This window comes from Desulfomicrobium norvegicum (assembly GCF_900114595.1).
Classification (GTDB): Bacteria; Desulfobacterota; Desulfovibrionia; order Desulfovibrionales; family Desulfomicrobiaceae; genus Desulfomicrobium; species Desulfomicrobium macestii.
This window is the reverse complement of sequence record NZ_FOTO01000020.1, coordinates 1-14,536: the sequence shown is the minus strand read 5'-3', so window position 1 is coordinate 14,536 and position 14,536 is coordinate 1. Positions and strand designations below refer to the sequence as shown.

The following is a 14,536-nucleotide window of genomic DNA, read 5'->3' as shown; positions in this document are numbered from 1 at the left end:
GGTCCCTCCGTTCAGGATGCCAGGATGGTGGTGACGCCGGGTCGCATCTGACAGCGGACACGGATGTTACGGCCGATGGTGTAGTGCCCCTCGACCATGTTGAAGGCATCGGCCTGGATGACCTGGATATCGCCTTCTTCTGCGGGAATGCCCTGACGGTCCAGCTCGGCCCGCAACATGGTGGTGGCGTCGTGCACGGCCTCTTCAAGGGTGTAGGTGCGCTTGACGGTCTTGTGGATGCCAAGGCCCGGCACGGTGAAGCTGCCGCGCGAGGTGTCCACGGTCAGGACCAGGGACTGGGTCGGCCGGGTCAGGCATGCGCCGATGGCGTTGGCCACTTCCGCGTGCTGCGGGGCCACCACGGGCAGGCCGAAGGCTTCTTCCAGGAGCGGGACCATGGCCACGGCCGGACCGCCGATGACCAGGATGCTCTTGGGACGCACGATCCGGTCCTCCAGAATTTCCTGGATGGTGTAGACCGGGCGGGCATTGATGGCCGCCAGGAAAGCCGCAACCTTTTTCTTGAGGATGTCCATGGCCAGGCTGACGGCCTGTTCGGCGCATTCACGGGCGGACAGGCCCTGGGTCATGGCCACTTCCTTGATGCCCTTGGCCGAGCGCTCCCGGTCGCCGAAAGAGGCGTGTCCGAGGACGTTCATGGCGTCCATGAGCGCCGGGGCGGGTCCGCCGGCAGCCATGCACGGGCCGTGGCGATCCGGTCCGACCCGCAGTTGGCCGTCGCGGGAGCTGATGAACGAGTCGCCGCCGATGCCGATGGATTCGACTTTTAGCGCCCGCACCAGGGTGGGGTGTTCGCCGATGGAGATGCCGTCGCGCTCCAGGAGCGGGACGCCGTCCAGGAGCACGGCCATGTCCGTGGTGGTGCCGCCGATGTCGAGGATCAGCGCGTCCTCCTGCACCGGCGAGGTGCTGAGGATGCCCATGACCGAGGCGGCAGGCCCGGAGAAGATGGACTGCACCGGGATCTCCCGGGCCAGCTTCAGGGGCATGGTCCCGCCGTCGGCTTTCACGATGTTGATGTCGGCCTGGATGTCCAGGTCTTTGAGGCTCTGCTCAAGCGCGTCGGCAAAGGCGTTGAAGGTGCGCCAGACGGCCGAGTTGTAATAGACGGTGCTGATGCGCCGTCCGAAATTGAGGGATTCGGATACGCGGTGCCCCTGGGTCACGAAATCGGCTTGCGGGGCGAGGGCCTCGGCCATGGCCGTTTCCTGTTCGGGATTGCGCGTGCAGAATTTGCCCACCACTCCGTAGACGCGGATGCCCTCTTCGCGGCAGCGTGCGGCCATGGGCTTGATCTGGTCCACCCTGGCCTTGGCGGAGATGGCTCCGCGGTGGTCGACGCATCCTGACAGGATATGGTACTGGGTGCCCAGCGCGTATGCTCCCGCGTCGATTCCCGGTCCGGGGATGACGAACATGCCCACTTTTTCGGTGTGGCCGGTGACGATGGAGTTGGTGGAAAGAGTGGTGCTCAGGTTGATGGTGCGGATTTCCGCGCCCTTGCAATCCTTCAGGATGGCGCACAACGCCTCGGTGATGGTCGCGAGCAGGTTGTCGTGATCCGTGGGGACCTTGGCCATGGCTTCCACCCGGCCGTCCCGGATGCAGACGCCGTCCGTGTGGGTTCCTCCGACATCGATTCCGATAAGCATAAGTCCGATCCTTGGGCTGACTGTTGGCCGCGACGGGTGCAGCGGCTCCCGGTCGCCTCGGCGATTCCTCAATGATCCTGAGGAGGAGGCGGAGGCTTGGGGCTTGTGTTTTTTTCAGGTCTGTCGCACCCCGGAGCGGGAACAAGGTGGCGGCGGGGCGAAGGCAGGAAACACAAGTTGCTTTTTCAAGTTGTATATTTACCGGACTGAAGACGAAGCGCAAGCAGAATTCAGTAAACGGAGGGAAATCATGGATAAACAGTTGGTGGACGGTTTTTTGGCCTGCGTGCGGCAGGCGGGCGGGGTGGTGCGCGCACAATGGAACGACGCCAAGGAGATCACCTTCAAGGGCCGCATCGATCTGGTCACCCAGACCGATCTGGCGGTGGAGAAGTTGTTGCTTGAGGGTTTGCCGGCGCTGCTTCCCGGCTCCACGGTCCTGGCCGAGGAATCGCACGTGTCCCTTGATCCCGGCGCGCTGACCTGGATCGTCGATCCCGTGGACGGCACCACCAACTACGCCCACGGCCTGCCCATTGTCGCCGTGTCCGTGGCCCTGTGGAAGGAGGGACGGGTGGAGATGGGCGCGGTCTACGTGCCGATGCTCGAAGAGCTTTTCTGGGCTGTGCGCGGCCAGGGGGCCTTTTTGAACGGGACCCGCATCGGCGTCAGCCGCGAGGCAAGCATGCAGAATTCCCTCATCGCCACGGGATTCCCCTATTCCTTTTATACGGAGGTCGATGAGATCTGCCTGCGGCTGCAAAGGGTGCTGCTCGCTTCCCAAGGCATCCGGCGCCTCGGTTCGGCGGCCGTGGACCTGGCCTACACGGCCTGCGGACGGTTCGAGGGATATTACGAGACCGGCCTCAAGCCCTGGGACACAGCCGCCGGATGGCTGCTGGTGGAGGAAGCCGGGGGGCGGGTCGGCGGTCTGGACGGAGAGTACGGCCTTGGTGGCCACATGATCGTGGCCACCAACGGCCTAGTCCACGAGGACCTGCTGGCCTTGCTTCGTCTTGAGGACGCGGCGGACCGCGCCCGATGATCAGGTGCCTGTTTTCAGGGAAGAGGAAAGAGGGATGAGGTCTCCCTTGGAATTGTACAGCGATCCGTTTTCCGCATCCTTGCTGGACGTTTCGCCGTCAGGGGACTGGTTCTTCTGCTGTCTCTTTTTCTGATGTCCCATGTCCCAGGAAAGCTGGCCTTCTCTCCATCTTCCCTGAGCCTGGGGTTTGTCCACGCGCAAACTCATTTTCGCCTCCTCGGCCGTCCATGGCCACGGGTATTGCGTCAAAAGGGGCGTCCATGCCCTGTATGACGTATCGGACGATCGGCGAAAAACTTGAATTTGCGCGTTCCCAAGAAATGCAAAAGGCCCCGGATGCACGCATCCGGGGCCAGATTGCGGGGCTTTCCCGCAATGAGCGTCATGTTCCATTTCTCATCCCAGATCGTCGAGAATGGTGCCCCGGCCCGTATAGGTGGGCATGAGCACATCCTTTTGAAACGAGTATGAGTCCTGGGTTCTGTTTTGATGACGGTTCGTGTTCGCGTTCATGGTATCGAGCGTTTTGGTCACCACGGCCGCCCCGAATGTTTCCCTGTCAAAGGGCTGAGCATTCGAGGCGCCTGCGCCGTTCATGTAGTCGAGGGTTTTCCCGACCACGGCGGCTCCGAAGGTCTGCTTTGCGTAGCCCTGGGAGATGCCCCCAAGGGTTCCTTCAATGTCCATAACTCCTCCCTTTCGTGTCGGAACATGACGCCTGATCAATCTTATCGGATGGAGTACATGAAAACTTGAGGTCGGGGAAGGGCCGCTGAGTCCTTGATTCGTGAGTCCAAAGGGACTGTCGCGGATGGCTTCAGGCGTCGAACCAGCGCAGTCCCGGCATGCCGGGCAGCAGCCCCTGCTTCGTGCAGCGCTCGCCGAAGAGGGCCAGGGAGGCCTGTTCGTCAGGCCCCAGCCCGTAACTCATGGCGCGCCAGTAGCGAAACAGGTCCGGACTGGTCAGCCAGGCCGGAAGCTCGGGCAGGCGGGACAGGGTTTCGAAATGGCTGTCCAGATCGGCGGTGATGGCGTTTATGTGCAAGCGCAGGCGGGCCAACTGTTCGCGGGCGGCAGCGGAGAGCGCCCGGCGCACGATCCAGACCGCGAAAACAAAAGGCAGTCCGGTCCAGTTCGCCCACTCGGTGGCCAGGTCGACGACATGGTAGCCCGCGGGCGGATCCACGAAATGGCGCAGGGCGAGGTTGCCGATTTCCAGGAAGGGGCGTCCGGTGGACAGGCCGTGTCCGGGTTCGACGGTCATCCAATGCGGCTCGGGCAGCTTCCATTTCTGGGACCACAGAACCTTAAGAAGGGCGGTGGATGTGGCCGATGCCCCGGTCAGGCAGACCGGACCCGGGTTGTGGGCAAGCCACCCAGGCAGCTCTTCCAGGGGAACCGGAGAGAGAAAGAGGACGCTCTGGACTTCCTTCCGGGCGCAGATCGAGGCTCCGGGAAGGAGAACGTAATTTTCGGCGTGGAGAAGGTACTCGAAAGAAGAGGACGGCGAGATGTCCAGTTCGCCCTTGGCCAAAGCCCGGTTCAGCTCGCTGGGGTGATCGGGCACATAGTGAAAATCCGGACCTTCGGGGCAGGTCTTGGCCAGAAGGTGGAAAACGTGCCAGATGTTGAGATAGTCGATTCTGCCGATCTGAAGTGTCATGATAAATAAAAAAGGCGGGGCTTCCCCCGCCTTTCCTCATCTTGAGATGAACGCCTGGCTTACAGCTGAGCCATGAGGGTGGCGCGGATGTCGTCGATGGAACCTTCGCCGTCGAGTTCAATGTATTTGAAGCCGAATTCCTTGGACAGGTTCTTGTAATAATAGGAAGCGGCCAAGGTGCCGGTGGTGGTGTCGTAGTAGATGTTGTGACGCTTGTCGATGGCGTCTTCATCCTGGTCGTCGGCACGGGCGGTGAGCTCGCCGCCGCAGACGCGACACTTGTCGCCGTCGGGCTTGATGGCGTCGATGAAGATGTTGTTGGGATGGTTGTTGTCGTTCTTGCAGAGGCGGCGGCCCATGATGCGGTTCTTGGCCACTTCGCGGGGCAGGAGGATTTCAATGACGAAGTCCAGCTTTACGCCGTCGGCCTGCAGTGCTTCCCACAGCTTCTGGGCCTGCACGATGGAGCGGGGAAAGCCGTCCAGCAGCCAGCCGTTGGGGCTCGCGTTCTTGAGTACGTCGAGGACCATGGGGATGGTGATGTCGTCGGGAACGAGCTCGCCGCGATCGATGTAAGCCTTGGCCTTCAGGCCAAGCTCAGTGCCGCCGCCGATGTGCTTGCGGAAAATCGCGCCGGACTCGATGTGGTCCAGATCGTACTTCTTCTTCGCCAGGGAGCCCTGGGTTCCCTTGCCACTGCCATTGGGTCCGAAAATCAGAATATTCAAGGCGTAAACCTCCTGTAAAAAATTTCACAAAGTACTATAGCCAGCCCTTGAGCCTGTCAATCAAAGATCGGAAGCGCGCTTGTCAGGACTGATTGGGGTGCGTAGAGTCGTCATGAATCAGCACTGAACGGGGGGCGCATGGGACTTCTGGATGAATGGGGTAACGCGTTGGTGGAAGAGGGGCTGCGCGAGGCGGCCGACACGTTTTTCGGGGCGCGCACGGCCCTTGAGGAAGAGATCGCTTTTTTTGAAGCGCAGGTCGCCAAGCTCAAGCCCCAGGTTGAAAACATCCGGTCCTGGTTCGCGGGTCTCAACTGCCTGCTCGGGGCCGAAGCCGACTCCCGTCTTTTTTTTGATTCGCTGGGCGTGACCCTCGATGATCCGGCTCTGTACACGCACAAGGTTTGCAGCCTGCAATTCCGCAGGCCGCGCAGTTTCACCCGCAAGGGGCTTTTCGCCAAGACCGTATGGGAGATCTACGAACCGTTGGCGCGCATGATCGAATCCTACATGCACGGAACCCCCTACTCCGACCCGCTGCATCCCGGCCGGGTGATGATCACCGTCAATCACGACCAGCTGCGCAGGCTCGGCGAAGAGATCAACACCCGCGTCAAGACCGTCAACGAATCCAACCGCCCTTCCGAATCCCTGGCCTTTGCCAAGCGCATGGATCAGGCCCAGGTGCTCAAGGAGTCCGTGACCGGCGGCGGTGGACAGACCTGGACCCTGGACCGGGACCTGGCCTACGCGCCCCTGGTCTTCGAGGATTACGATTTGCCCGCCTTCCCGGATCTGCCGCTGGACTCCAAGGCCCGAGCGGCGCTTGAGGAATCCTGCGCCAAGATTTTCAGCCGCCGACGTGAGCATGTGGACGCCATTCTGGACGAGGTCTTCGATCCGGAAGACAAGACGATCTGCGTGCTGGACCGGACCGGGCATTGAGAAGGGCTGGACGGGGGCGTCGAAGCGGCCCCGGTCCGGATGTCTTTTCCATCCTGTGACTGGGCTCCTTTTTTCCGCCACCCCATCGACCGATCGACTGGCCGCGCCTTCTTCCCCGAGCTGCTTTCCCCTCCTGAAAACGGCTGATTCGCACACCGCGAAGACGTGTACGTCTTCCTCTCGAAGGATATGATTTTTCGCAACCGGGCTCCATCATATTCCAGAAGTCATGCAGGCCCCGGACACTGTCCGGCAGAACTCCTGTTTGCCCGGCTTAATCTGGTTCGGGATTGTTTTTTCGTTCAAAGTCTGACAGGTTCGCAATGGAAATTTCGAGTGATCGGACCGTGCAATCAAGGAGGCATTCAATGCAGGTGAAAGCGAGCGAACTCTTGGCGAGGATCGGGGAAATGTTCCCGGAAATAGAGAAGAACGGCGTTCAGACATCGTGTTATTACGAGGAAAAGACCGAAGCCTGGGTGGTCGAATTCACGCACGGGGACCACTCCCTGGAAACCCATCTGGACAAGAAGGATGTCGAGGACTGTCTGGCCGGAAGAAAATGCGTGCACATGGGCGTTCAGGTCGGACGATTCGTGGAAAGCTATTGCCTCAAGGATGACGTCTGTCCGACCGGCATCAAAAAATAGTTTATCGTCTGTTTTTTTTGAGGAGTGGGCGTGATTCATGGGGCTGGCTTGGCGGGAGGCTGGGGCAGGAGGATTGGTCCCGGACAAAATGGGTCGCGATTCTTGGCGATGTCCAGGCCAAGGCCTGAAACTACCGCCGGACAACCGCCGCATGTCGCCACGATGGAGCATTCCCGGCAGGCTTCGCTGCGGGTGCGGTAGCTGACGGCTGCTTGCCCGTCGTAAATTTCGCCAAGAGACGCGGCTGTAATGTTGCCGATAAGTGAAGGGAATTTTCGGCAGGCATGCACTTCTCCGTCCGGTAGCAAGGCCATGAAATTAAAAGCAGCTCCACAGCCGAATCCGGTGCAGCCCCCGAAGAGTGGTTGTCCTGTGGCGGCCAGATGCGCATTGAGCATGTTGTCCTTGAAAGACAAGACCTTGAGCCGTGAGGCGGACTCGCAATACCGTGCCGCGAAGTCTTGAAATTCGGCGGGATCAGGCAGGGCGAGAGCAGCTCCTCTGCCCACCGGGGAGAGCCGGTTGAAGGCCAGGCCCCAGACTTTTCCTTCCAATATTTCGGCCAAGGGCAGCACTTGGTTCATGTTGTCCCGCGTCAGGGTGAGCATGACCTGCCCTTGGACCTCGACAGCCCGCAATATCTCAAGAAAGTTCATGACCCGCTGGAAATGCCCGTGGCCACGGATGGAATCGTTGTGTTCGGGCAATCCTTCCAGGCTGACCTGAAAGTATTCCGGCCGGGCGATTTTTAAGATCGAGTCCATCATTTCCCTGGTGGTCGGATTCCCGAGGATGGCCACGGCGAAACCCTTCCGGGCTGCCTGTTCGTAGACTTCCAGAAATTCAGGGTAGAGCAGGGGATTTCCTCCGGAAAAACTAATTTGGCCGCGAACGTGCCGATCCCGGCAAAAAGTATGGAAATCGTCGATCACATCCAGAGCCTTGTTCACGGGCATATTCGCTCGGGCGCTGCGGTCGTAGCAATGCCTGCAAAACAGGTCGCAATCCTGGGTGATATGCCACTGCAGAGTGAAGACTTCCGCGCTGAGATGTTGTTCCGGGATGCAAAGGCTGCCCGAAAAATCCTGGCGCCTGCGTCGTATGAGCGATGCGGGAGAAAGGAGGATGCCTTTGCCCAAGGCTCTTCGGAGAAGAATATCGACAAGGCCGGGCGCAACGTTGGCTTCTGTTTCCGCGCTCGCGGGATTCACCCCGTCTGTGACAATTTTGATCGCGGCGAGATCTTCGGGCTTTGCCACGGCAACAGCAGCTTTCTGCGTTCCACTTTTTTTCCACACCAGAACCATCTCTTGACCCGGCACCGGGCATGTCTTTGCGTCGAGGCCGTGAATCACGTCAACGCATCCCGAAGTGGCCAGTACGCATAACTCAAGGCTCGGGTTCACGATAATGCTCTCGGTCGGTCCGGGCTGGACAACCGTTTTCGCCACGACCTTCTGAATTGCACGTTCCACTGCGAAGATGTCCGGCAGGAAAAAGGGTGCCAAGCCTTCACGGGAAATCTGCTCAACAGCCTTGAGGAGCATTTCTGCATTCTTGCTGTGGGCTGTCTCAAGATTTGAGAGTGTTGCCGCATCGAGAAATGATGCTGTCACTGGATAAAGCGTATGGAGCGCCGCTTGAGCCATGGTTTTTTTCCTGTGAAAAGTGGCGGAAGAGTTGCGAGGCTAACAGGATCTTCTGGATTTCATCAATACATGACACAGGGGGGAGCCATGCAGCTCCCCCCTTATTTTCCAGGTGATACGGTGTTACTGTTTCTTGGGTGTATCGGTGCTCCCGGCACCGGTTTTTGCTCCACCGCCTCAGCCACTTCCACCGGGAACGGTTTTCGTGGAATTTCCATCCGATTCATTTCCATCGCTGCCACCGGCAGCGGGCTTCGAACTCCCACCTCAGCCGCTCCCGGAGGCCACTGCATTGACCACGCCTGCCGAAGCACTGGCCAAGAGCGCCGCAAGGCAGCAGCCAGCCAGAACTTTTTTCAGATCATTTGTGTCCATTTTCCCTCCTTTGTGAACAATAGCTCACAGTTGGCATTGTAAACACCGATGACTCTTGAGGACTTTTATAGATGATAGCTATCTGAACTGCGCCAGAAACGTCAACACTTGGCATAAAATGGATTGAAAAAGAGTATATTCTAGTCGGCATTTCCTTTTTTACTGATAATTATGAGCTTGTTATCAGTCTTTTTCAAGAAAATGAGAATTGGCGGGTTCGTTCACGGCAATTTGGCAAGCGCGCAATACATCTTTCGAGGCAGGGTCTGATCTGTCAAACTTGCGCCCCGACACCTTCACCATCTTGATCGCAGTCGCCGGAAGGAGTGCCGGTTGGTCACGGAATGGAATCTTATGATTTCCGAAGAAATCTTGAACAGGCTGTTGGGGAAGTGCTTGACTTTTTCAGGTCTGATAAAGCGCGAGGCGTTGTTGGGTGCGCATCTGGACTATGCCGAGGTATTCCGATGCCGAGTCGGTTCCTTGATCAAGCTTTCCGCCGGAATACCGAACTGACCATGAAGGTTGCGTATCATTTTCAGGGTAAGGGGGCGCTTATGGTTCAGCACTTCATAGACACGGTTCATGCGTCCGATAACCGGCTCCAAGTCCTTGGGCGTCATTTCGTTTTGTTCCATATGGAATTTGATGGCCTCCACAGGGTCAGGAAAATTCATGGGATACGCCTTGCGCTCATAGGCTTCCACAAGCGTTACAAGAATATCGAGCAGATCGCCTTCGGGCGTATTCTCTTGCGCGTTCATCAAAGTTTCAATCTGGCGCAGAGCGGCTCTGTAATCATCTTCATTGTGAATAGTCTTTATATTCATAAGTCACCTCATATCGTTTGCGGATCAATGGCGTCATAGTGCGCATGTGTCCCGATAAAGCGGATGTAAACAACCCGGTAAGGATAATTTATCCAAACAACCAATCGGTATTTGTTCCCGGCAATGTTGAAAATCACTCTTCCATCCTGCAAAATGCTGGCGCTTCGCAAATCAGCCTTGATATCGGTTGGGTATGCCCAGTCAGCCTTCAAAACAAATCTGTACCAGGCAAGCAGCGGTTCTTTGGCATCCGCATAGGTCGGGGATTCCCAAAAAATTTTCAATGTGGACAGAGCGATTATTCTCATAAAAGTAAAATAGTCCCAAATTGGGACTATGGCAAGGGCAAAGGCGTCGGGCGAAATGGAAAACTGAGGGCGGCCTACGCATTTCCAGGCGTGGTTAAATCAATGTACCCAGAAACATGGCAATATTTTTACGCAGCTTCCTCTGGGGTGAAATACTGCTGCCCATCGCAACGATGTTCGGGTTTGGTACTTATAGCTTGTCCAAAAGTGAGCTTGTCCGATTCCAGGCTAGGCTGAAGGAAGAAGCTACTCTTTTAATATTCTGTTATTATTGAGATTTTTTATGTGAGTTGAAGGAGGCGCCCTTTCCAGCAATCGTAACAACCAGCAAAATGGCCATTACCGCCTACTATCTGCCCATTGCCATCTTTATTAAGCGGGCTGTATGTAATCGTCATGAGATGGACTACCGCAACCCAGTTGGACAGATGGGCGGATACGAGACTGAGCCAAGGTCAATTGCCGCACCTGGTCCGCCGTTTGATCATGGCTTCCTGCACGACTCTGCGCCCTGCGCAAATACCCGTTCATGACAGCATCTCGCGACCAGGATGGGACGGTATCTTGGCTGCTAGAGATGATGAAGGCAACGAATTTATCCCACAAGGCGTGTCTGTTTGGGAATTTGGGACTAACCGTAACATTAATCAAAAAGCCAACGAAGACTTTGGCAATCGTAAAGATCAACCGGGCGTTGGTATCATCCCCGCTGAAACGACCTTCATGTTTGTCACCCCGCGCAGGTGGCTTAAGAAACAGGAGTGGGAAGAAGCCAAACGACAAGAGGGCCCATGGCGCGATGTGAGGGCCTATGACGCTGAGGATTTAGAGCTTTGGCTTGAGTCGTCGCCAGCGGTAGGCGCTTGGTGGGCCAAAGAACTTGGATTTGTCCCCCCAGACGCGATTTCTTTGAACGGTTGGTGGGAAGAATGGAGCAGTGTGACGAATCCCGTTCTCACGCCACCCCTAATATTGGCGGGACGAGAAAATGAAACGCTCAAATTGGGCAAATGGATTGAGGCTGCCCCTTCGATTCTTACTCTTAAGTCTTTGTCGCCGGATGAAAGTGTCGCTTTTTTTGCAGCCTTTGTCCAAAACCTGCCAGACGACCAAAAGCAAGTTGTTGAAGCACGTACCTTTATTTCTGGTTCCCAAGAGTTCTTGCGGCAGTTTGTTCCAACTAAGAGGCCTCATATTGTGGTGACCCTGCAAACGGAGATAGGTATCGCGTCCTCCTTGGTGCGGTATGGACATTATGTACTACTTTGCGTTGGGAATGAAGTTCCTGACGGTGGGCAATACCTCAAACTTGACCGTCCAGCACGCGAGCCGTTCATCAACCAGTTGAAAATGATGGGACTTGGGGAAGACAAATGTAAAAAGTTGGCCGACAGTACTGGTCGTAGTTTTTCCATCCTTAGACGGCGGTTAGCACCATCCGGGATGCTATCATCGCCGGAATGGGCTTTGCCGGATAATGGACCACTCTTAATTCCTGCTTTGCTGGCCAACAAATGGGACGAACACAATAAACATGACCGGCAGGCACTCGCCGAACTAGGCGGCCGGCCATATGAGGAACTCAGCGCAGTGTGGGCGCGTTGGCGCAATGTTTCTGATTCTCCCTTCACTTGTGTGGGCAGTTCATGGAAACTCACCTCGACCGAGGATGCTTGGACCATGCTTGCGCGGTTTCTGACGGGGCCGGATCTGGACCGCTTTGAACAAGTCGTTCGGACTGTTCTTGGGATGGACCATCCCAAATATGAACTCGAACCTGATAAACGTTGGTACGCGGCTCTCTACAACAAACAACGCCCGTATTCTGACCGTATCATTGAAGGCTTAGCCCATAGCATCAATAGAATGGGAACAATTCGGCACGACGACGCTCCAGATCAAACCATTTTTTTGCAAAGCCGCGCTCGTAGTCTTGTCCAATACTTACTTTATGATGCCACTGGCGTCCGCTGGGCATCTTCAGCCCGCTGCCTTCCAGATCTAGCCGAAGCGTCTCCTTTACAATTTCTGGCGGCCCTTGAGCATTCTTTGGTCCAAGACGATCCGCCCGTCATGGAAATGTTCACCGAAGAAGGATTCATGGGGGCGTCCACACATACCAATCTGCTTTGGGCACTGGAAACGCTGGCATGGTTTCCGGAACACTTTGGGCGCGTTGTTTTGGCCCTTGCCCAACTTTCACGCTTGGACCCCGGCGGACAAATGAGCAATCGATCCGGAAACAGCCTTCGGTCAATTCTTTGGCCCATCGCACCTCAATCAACGACGACTCAGGAACAACGAGTCGAAACGTTGCGGATGCTGCACGATCGGGAGTCCGACGCATTCTGGAAGGTCGTTCTCCGCTTACTCCCCGATAATTTAGCCAGTTGGACGGACAATCCTCGTCCAAAATTCCGTGAAGACATCGCACCGTGCCCCAGAACCTACTCCCCCTATTTGCTGGGACGGGAATGGGATGCCATTGCCGACCTCGTCCTTGAAAAAATAGCTGATATCCCAGTTCATTGGCCCAAACTGTGGCAGAAGTATCCCGATCTTTCTCCACCTAGCAGGAAAAATGCACGGGAAATTTTTCAACGCTGCATCCCTGCCATTAACCAGACCCAAACGACCTGTCTTGAAATAGTCAAGGAACTTCGCAACATCCTTAATCTCCACAGATCGTACACCGATGCCGAATGGGCTCTTCCCGAAGAGGAACTCGAATCCATCGAAACAATTTTTCATCAAATAGGATCCAATGGCCTATACAAGTATGCTTGGCTCTTTGTGTTTGGATATCCTGAATTTCTTGATGGAGGAGACATCACCGACGATCAATATGGCGCGCGGGTACAGATCGCGAGGGAGAACGCAGTTCTTGATATTTTTACACATTTTGGATTCCATGGAATCATTGAATTATCTACAATTGTTAAGCATCCAGGCAGTATTGCTTTTAGTTTGCGATTGGTAGAAGAACAATGGAACTTAGAAGAATCAATCTATCCTTTGCTGAATATGCCAGAAGACTCCGCCCAATACGCCTTTGCCACAGGCTACATCAGTAGCCAAATTTATCCGCTGGAAAATAACAATTTCGCACGGTTGTCACAAAATGCCCGTGACGAACAGTGGGGGGCATCTGCTATGAAGGCCTTGTTCCGCCAGGCCCCAACTCGCAGAATCGTCTGGGATTTGCTGGAAGAATTTCCTGAAGAAGTCCAAGAAGATTATTGGAATAAAGCATACCCGGACTTTGGGGCAGCCGAAGAAGAGGACATCCTTTACGCCCTCAGCTCGTATCTCCAGTACGCAAATGCGGCTATAGCGCTTAAAGCAATAGCAAGTCATGGAAAATTTCTTCCCACTGGAATGCTGATTCAGGTTCTTGAATGTTGCCTCACGCATCAGAATCAATTGAACAAGCGGCTTGAACACATGAGTTCCTACTATATAGACGTGGCCTTCAAGGAACTAAAGAAACGAACAGATCTCCATGAAATGACAGTTGGCCTTCTGGAATGGCGCTACCTCCCTGCGATCGACCAGGGCGAACCTCTCACCCTCGCTCTTCACACCTCGTTGGCAAAGAGTCCAAATTTATTCATTGATTTTCTTGCTATGGCGTATCGTCCAGATGAAGCGGAAGAGCCGGAGAAGGACCTATCGGATCAACAAACTCGGAGTGCAGTCAATGCCTCCAGATTCTTGTCAATGTGGGCCAATCCTCCGGGAACTGATGATAACGGGAAAATTGACATCGAAACGCTCTCAGGATGGATTGCCGATGTCCGCCTGCGGGCAAAGGAAAGGGGGTATCTCAGCTCCTGTGATTATACACTAGGAGGCTTGTTGGGACGGTTTGTCGGCCCAGAGCCTACGGGAGAAGCTTGGCCACCGGCTGAGATCTGTCGCATTCTAGAAGAACTTAACTCTCGAGATATGGATGACAGTTTTTGCAGCAGTATCTGCTATGGGCGAGGAGTTATTTCACGCTCCATGAATGAAGGTGGCGCCCAGGAAAGGAAGCTGGCGGCCAGCTTTAGTAAAAGCGCTGAAGGAGTTGGAAAGCAATGGCCCCGAACGTCGGGCATTCTCCGAATTATCGCCGAATCATACGAGAAAAACGCGATACGGGAGGACTCTGAAGTGAAGCGGCGAGATTTGAAGCTTTAAAAGAAGTCAGAAGGACACCTGTGGACACGCCTGAGAGCGTAAGAAAAAGAGTTTGATTTTTGTTTGACTTTTTTTGGATCGTTCAGCTGGCTTCATCACCATTCATAAATTTACAAATCGAATACTAACTAGTCGACCCTGAAAATATGACAATATACTGAAATAAATTGAAATTTACTCGGAAATAACGTATTTCGAATAACCAGTAATGCAGTGAAAAATGCATTTTTCTGGTCGAAATCACTCCGAGGTTATCAACGATGCAGCCCAAAAAATCGGACCACCAGCGCAGCTTCCTTTGCCCGGATCTGCTCGATCAGCTTGATCCTCGAAACCACCTTCTCGGATTGGCCAAGGTTATCCCGTGGCAGGTGTTCGAGGATAACTTCCGGCTGACCTGCCCGGCACTTTTCAGACCAGTCGAAACTTGAGATAGGTTCCCCCTCAACCACGAGGGAACTGATGAAAAAGGGACGATTTTCCGAAGA

General features: G+C 55.4%; 13 protein-coding genes and 1 pseudogene. 5 read left to right on the top strand and 9 right to left on the bottom strand.

The window, feature by feature from the left end:
* Positions 1-11 precede the first annotated feature (11 nt).
* On the bottom strand, positions 12-1,673 hold the full coding sequence (locus BMZ24_RS18395; RefSeq protein WP_092194402.1) for a hydantoinase/oxoprolinase family protein: 1,662 nt from the start codon (positions 1,671-1,673) through the stop codon (positions 12-14).
* Between the two features lie 250 nt (positions 1,674-1,923).
* Between BMZ24_RS18395 and BMZ24_RS18390 the strand changes: the two genes are divergently transcribed.
* On the top strand, positions 1,924-2,718 hold the full coding sequence (locus BMZ24_RS18390) for an inositol monophosphatase family protein (RefSeq protein ID WP_092194400.1): 795 nt from the start codon (positions 1,924-1,926) through the stop codon (positions 2,716-2,718).
* On the opposite strand, the gene BMZ24_RS18385 is transcribed toward BMZ24_RS18390, so the two are convergent.
* From BMZ24_RS18385 to BMZ24_RS18370, 4 genes are all read right to left on the bottom strand, one after another.
* Positions 2,719-2,925, bottom strand: coding sequence for a hypothetical protein (locus BMZ24_RS18385; RefSeq protein WP_092194398.1), 207 nt, complete (start codon positions 2,923-2,925; stop codon positions 2,719-2,721).
* A gap of 189 nt (positions 2,926-3,114) precedes the next feature.
* Complete coding sequence (locus BMZ24_RS18380; RefSeq protein WP_092194396.1) at positions 3,115-3,405, bottom strand: hypothetical protein; 291 nt, start codon at positions 3,403-3,405, stop codon at positions 3,115-3,117.
* A gap of 130 nt (positions 3,406-3,535) precedes the next feature.
* Positions 3,536-4,381 carry a menaquinone biosynthetic enzyme MqnA/MqnD family protein gene (locus tag BMZ24_RS18375; RefSeq protein ID WP_092194394.1) on the bottom strand — a complete coding sequence of 282 codons (846 nt, stop codon included), beginning with the start codon at positions 4,379-4,381 and terminating at the stop codon, positions 3,536-3,538.
* 59 nt (positions 4,382-4,440) lie between these two features.
* A complete protein-coding gene (locus tag BMZ24_RS18370) occupies positions 4,441-5,109 on the bottom strand; it encodes an adenylate kinase (RefSeq protein WP_092194392.1) in 669 nt (222 codons plus the stop codon).
* A gap of 138 nt (positions 5,110-5,247) precedes the next feature.
* Here BMZ24_RS18370 and BMZ24_RS18365 point away from each other — a divergent pair, with 138 nt between their 5' ends.
* Both BMZ24_RS18365 and BMZ24_RS18360 read left to right on the top strand, forming a co-directional pair.
* Positions 5,248-6,054 carry a hypothetical protein gene (locus BMZ24_RS18365; protein WP_092194390.1) on the top strand — a complete coding sequence of 269 codons (807 nt, stop codon included), beginning with the start codon at positions 5,248-5,250 and terminating at the stop codon, positions 6,052-6,054.
* Positions 6,055-6,422: 368 nt separating this feature from the next.
* On the top strand, positions 6,423-6,704 hold the full coding sequence (locus tag BMZ24_RS18360; RefSeq protein ID WP_092194388.1) for a hypothetical protein: 282 nt from the start codon (positions 6,423-6,425) through the stop codon (positions 6,702-6,704).
* 35 nt (positions 6,705-6,739) lie between these two features.
* Here the strand turns inward: BMZ24_RS18360 and sbtM are convergent, their stop codons facing one another.
* From sbtM to BMZ24_RS20565, 4 genes are all read right to left on the bottom strand, one after another.
* The gene (gene sbtM / locus BMZ24_RS18355; RefSeq protein ID WP_092194386.1) at positions 6,740-8,353 is read right to left on the bottom strand and encodes a thio(seleno)oxazole modification radical SAM maturase SbtM; all 1,614 of its coding nucleotides are present in this window, start codon (positions 8,351-8,353) and stop codon (positions 6,740-6,742) included.
* Between the two features lie 177 nt (positions 8,354-8,530).
* Positions 8,531-8,728: an SbtA family thio(seleno)oxazole RiPP natural product precursor gene (sbtA, locus tag BMZ24_RS19935; protein WP_167364161.1), complete on the bottom strand. Its 198-nt coding sequence runs from the start codon at positions 8,726-8,728 to the stop codon at positions 8,531-8,533.
* A 449-nt stretch (positions 8,729-9,177) separates the two neighbouring features.
* Positions 9,178-9,558, bottom strand: coding sequence for a helix-turn-helix domain-containing protein (locus BMZ24_RS18350; protein ID WP_092194384.1), 381 nt, complete (start codon positions 9,556-9,558; stop codon positions 9,178-9,180).
* An 8-nt stretch (positions 9,559-9,566) separates the two neighbouring features.
* Complete coding sequence (locus tag BMZ24_RS20565) at positions 9,567-9,866, bottom strand: type II toxin-antitoxin system HigB family toxin (RefSeq protein ID WP_092194382.1); 300 nt, start codon at positions 9,864-9,866, stop codon at positions 9,567-9,569.
* Between the two features lie 564 nt (positions 9,867-10,430).
* Between BMZ24_RS20565 and BMZ24_RS18340 the strand changes: the two genes are divergently transcribed.
* Both BMZ24_RS18340 and BMZ24_RS19580 read left to right on the top strand, forming a co-directional pair.
* Positions 10,431-14,048: a hypothetical protein gene (locus tag BMZ24_RS18340; RefSeq protein ID WP_092194380.1), complete on the top strand. Its 3,618-nt coding sequence runs from the start codon at positions 10,431-10,433 to the stop codon at positions 14,046-14,048.
* Between the two features lie 260 nt (positions 14,049-14,308).
* Positions 14,309-14,473 (top strand): annotated as a pseudogene (locus BMZ24_RS19580) (IS5/IS1182 family transposase); the annotation flags it as partial.
* Between the last annotated feature and the right edge of the window lie 63 nt (positions 14,474-14,536).

What these genes read in the sequence shown, in the direction of transcription:
- BMZ24_RS18395 (WP_092194402.1), bottom strand. Translation starts at nt 1,673, where the DNA reads ATGCTTATCGGAATCGATGTCGGAGGAACCCACACGGACGGCGTCTGC.
- BMZ24_RS18390 (WP_092194400.1), top strand. Translation starts at nt 1,924, where the DNA reads ATGGATAAACAGTTGGTGGACGGTTTTTTGGCCTGCGTGCGGCAGGCG.
- BMZ24_RS18385 (WP_092194398.1), bottom strand. Translation starts at nt 2,925, where the DNA reads ATGAGTTTGCGCGTGGACAAACCCCAGGCTCAGGGAAGATGGAGAGAA.
- BMZ24_RS18380 (WP_092194396.1), bottom strand. Translation starts at nt 3,405, where the DNA reads ATGGACATTGAAGGAACCCTTGGGGGCATCTCCCAGGGCTACGCAAAG.
- BMZ24_RS18375 (WP_092194394.1), bottom strand. Translation starts at nt 4,381, where the DNA reads ATGACACTTCAGATCGGCAGAATCGACTATCTCAACATCTGGCACGTT.
- BMZ24_RS18365 (WP_092194390.1), top strand. Translation starts at nt 5,248, where the DNA reads ATGGGACTTCTGGATGAATGGGGTAACGCGTTGGTGGAAGAGGGGCTG.
- BMZ24_RS18360 (WP_092194388.1), top strand. Translation starts at nt 6,423, where the DNA reads ATGCAGGTGAAAGCGAGCGAACTCTTGGCGAGGATCGGGGAAATGTTC.
- sbtM (WP_092194386.1), bottom strand. Translation starts at nt 8,353, where the DNA reads ATGGCTCAAGCGGCGCTCCATACGCTTTATCCAGTGACAGCATCATTT.
- BMZ24_RS18350 (WP_092194384.1), bottom strand. Translation starts at nt 9,558, where the DNA reads ATGAATATAAAGACTATTCACAATGAAGATGATTACAGAGCCGCTCTG.
- BMZ24_RS20565 (WP_092194382.1), bottom strand. Translation starts at nt 9,866, where the DNA reads ATGAGAATAATCGCTCTGTCCACATTGAAAATTTTTTGGGAATCCCCG.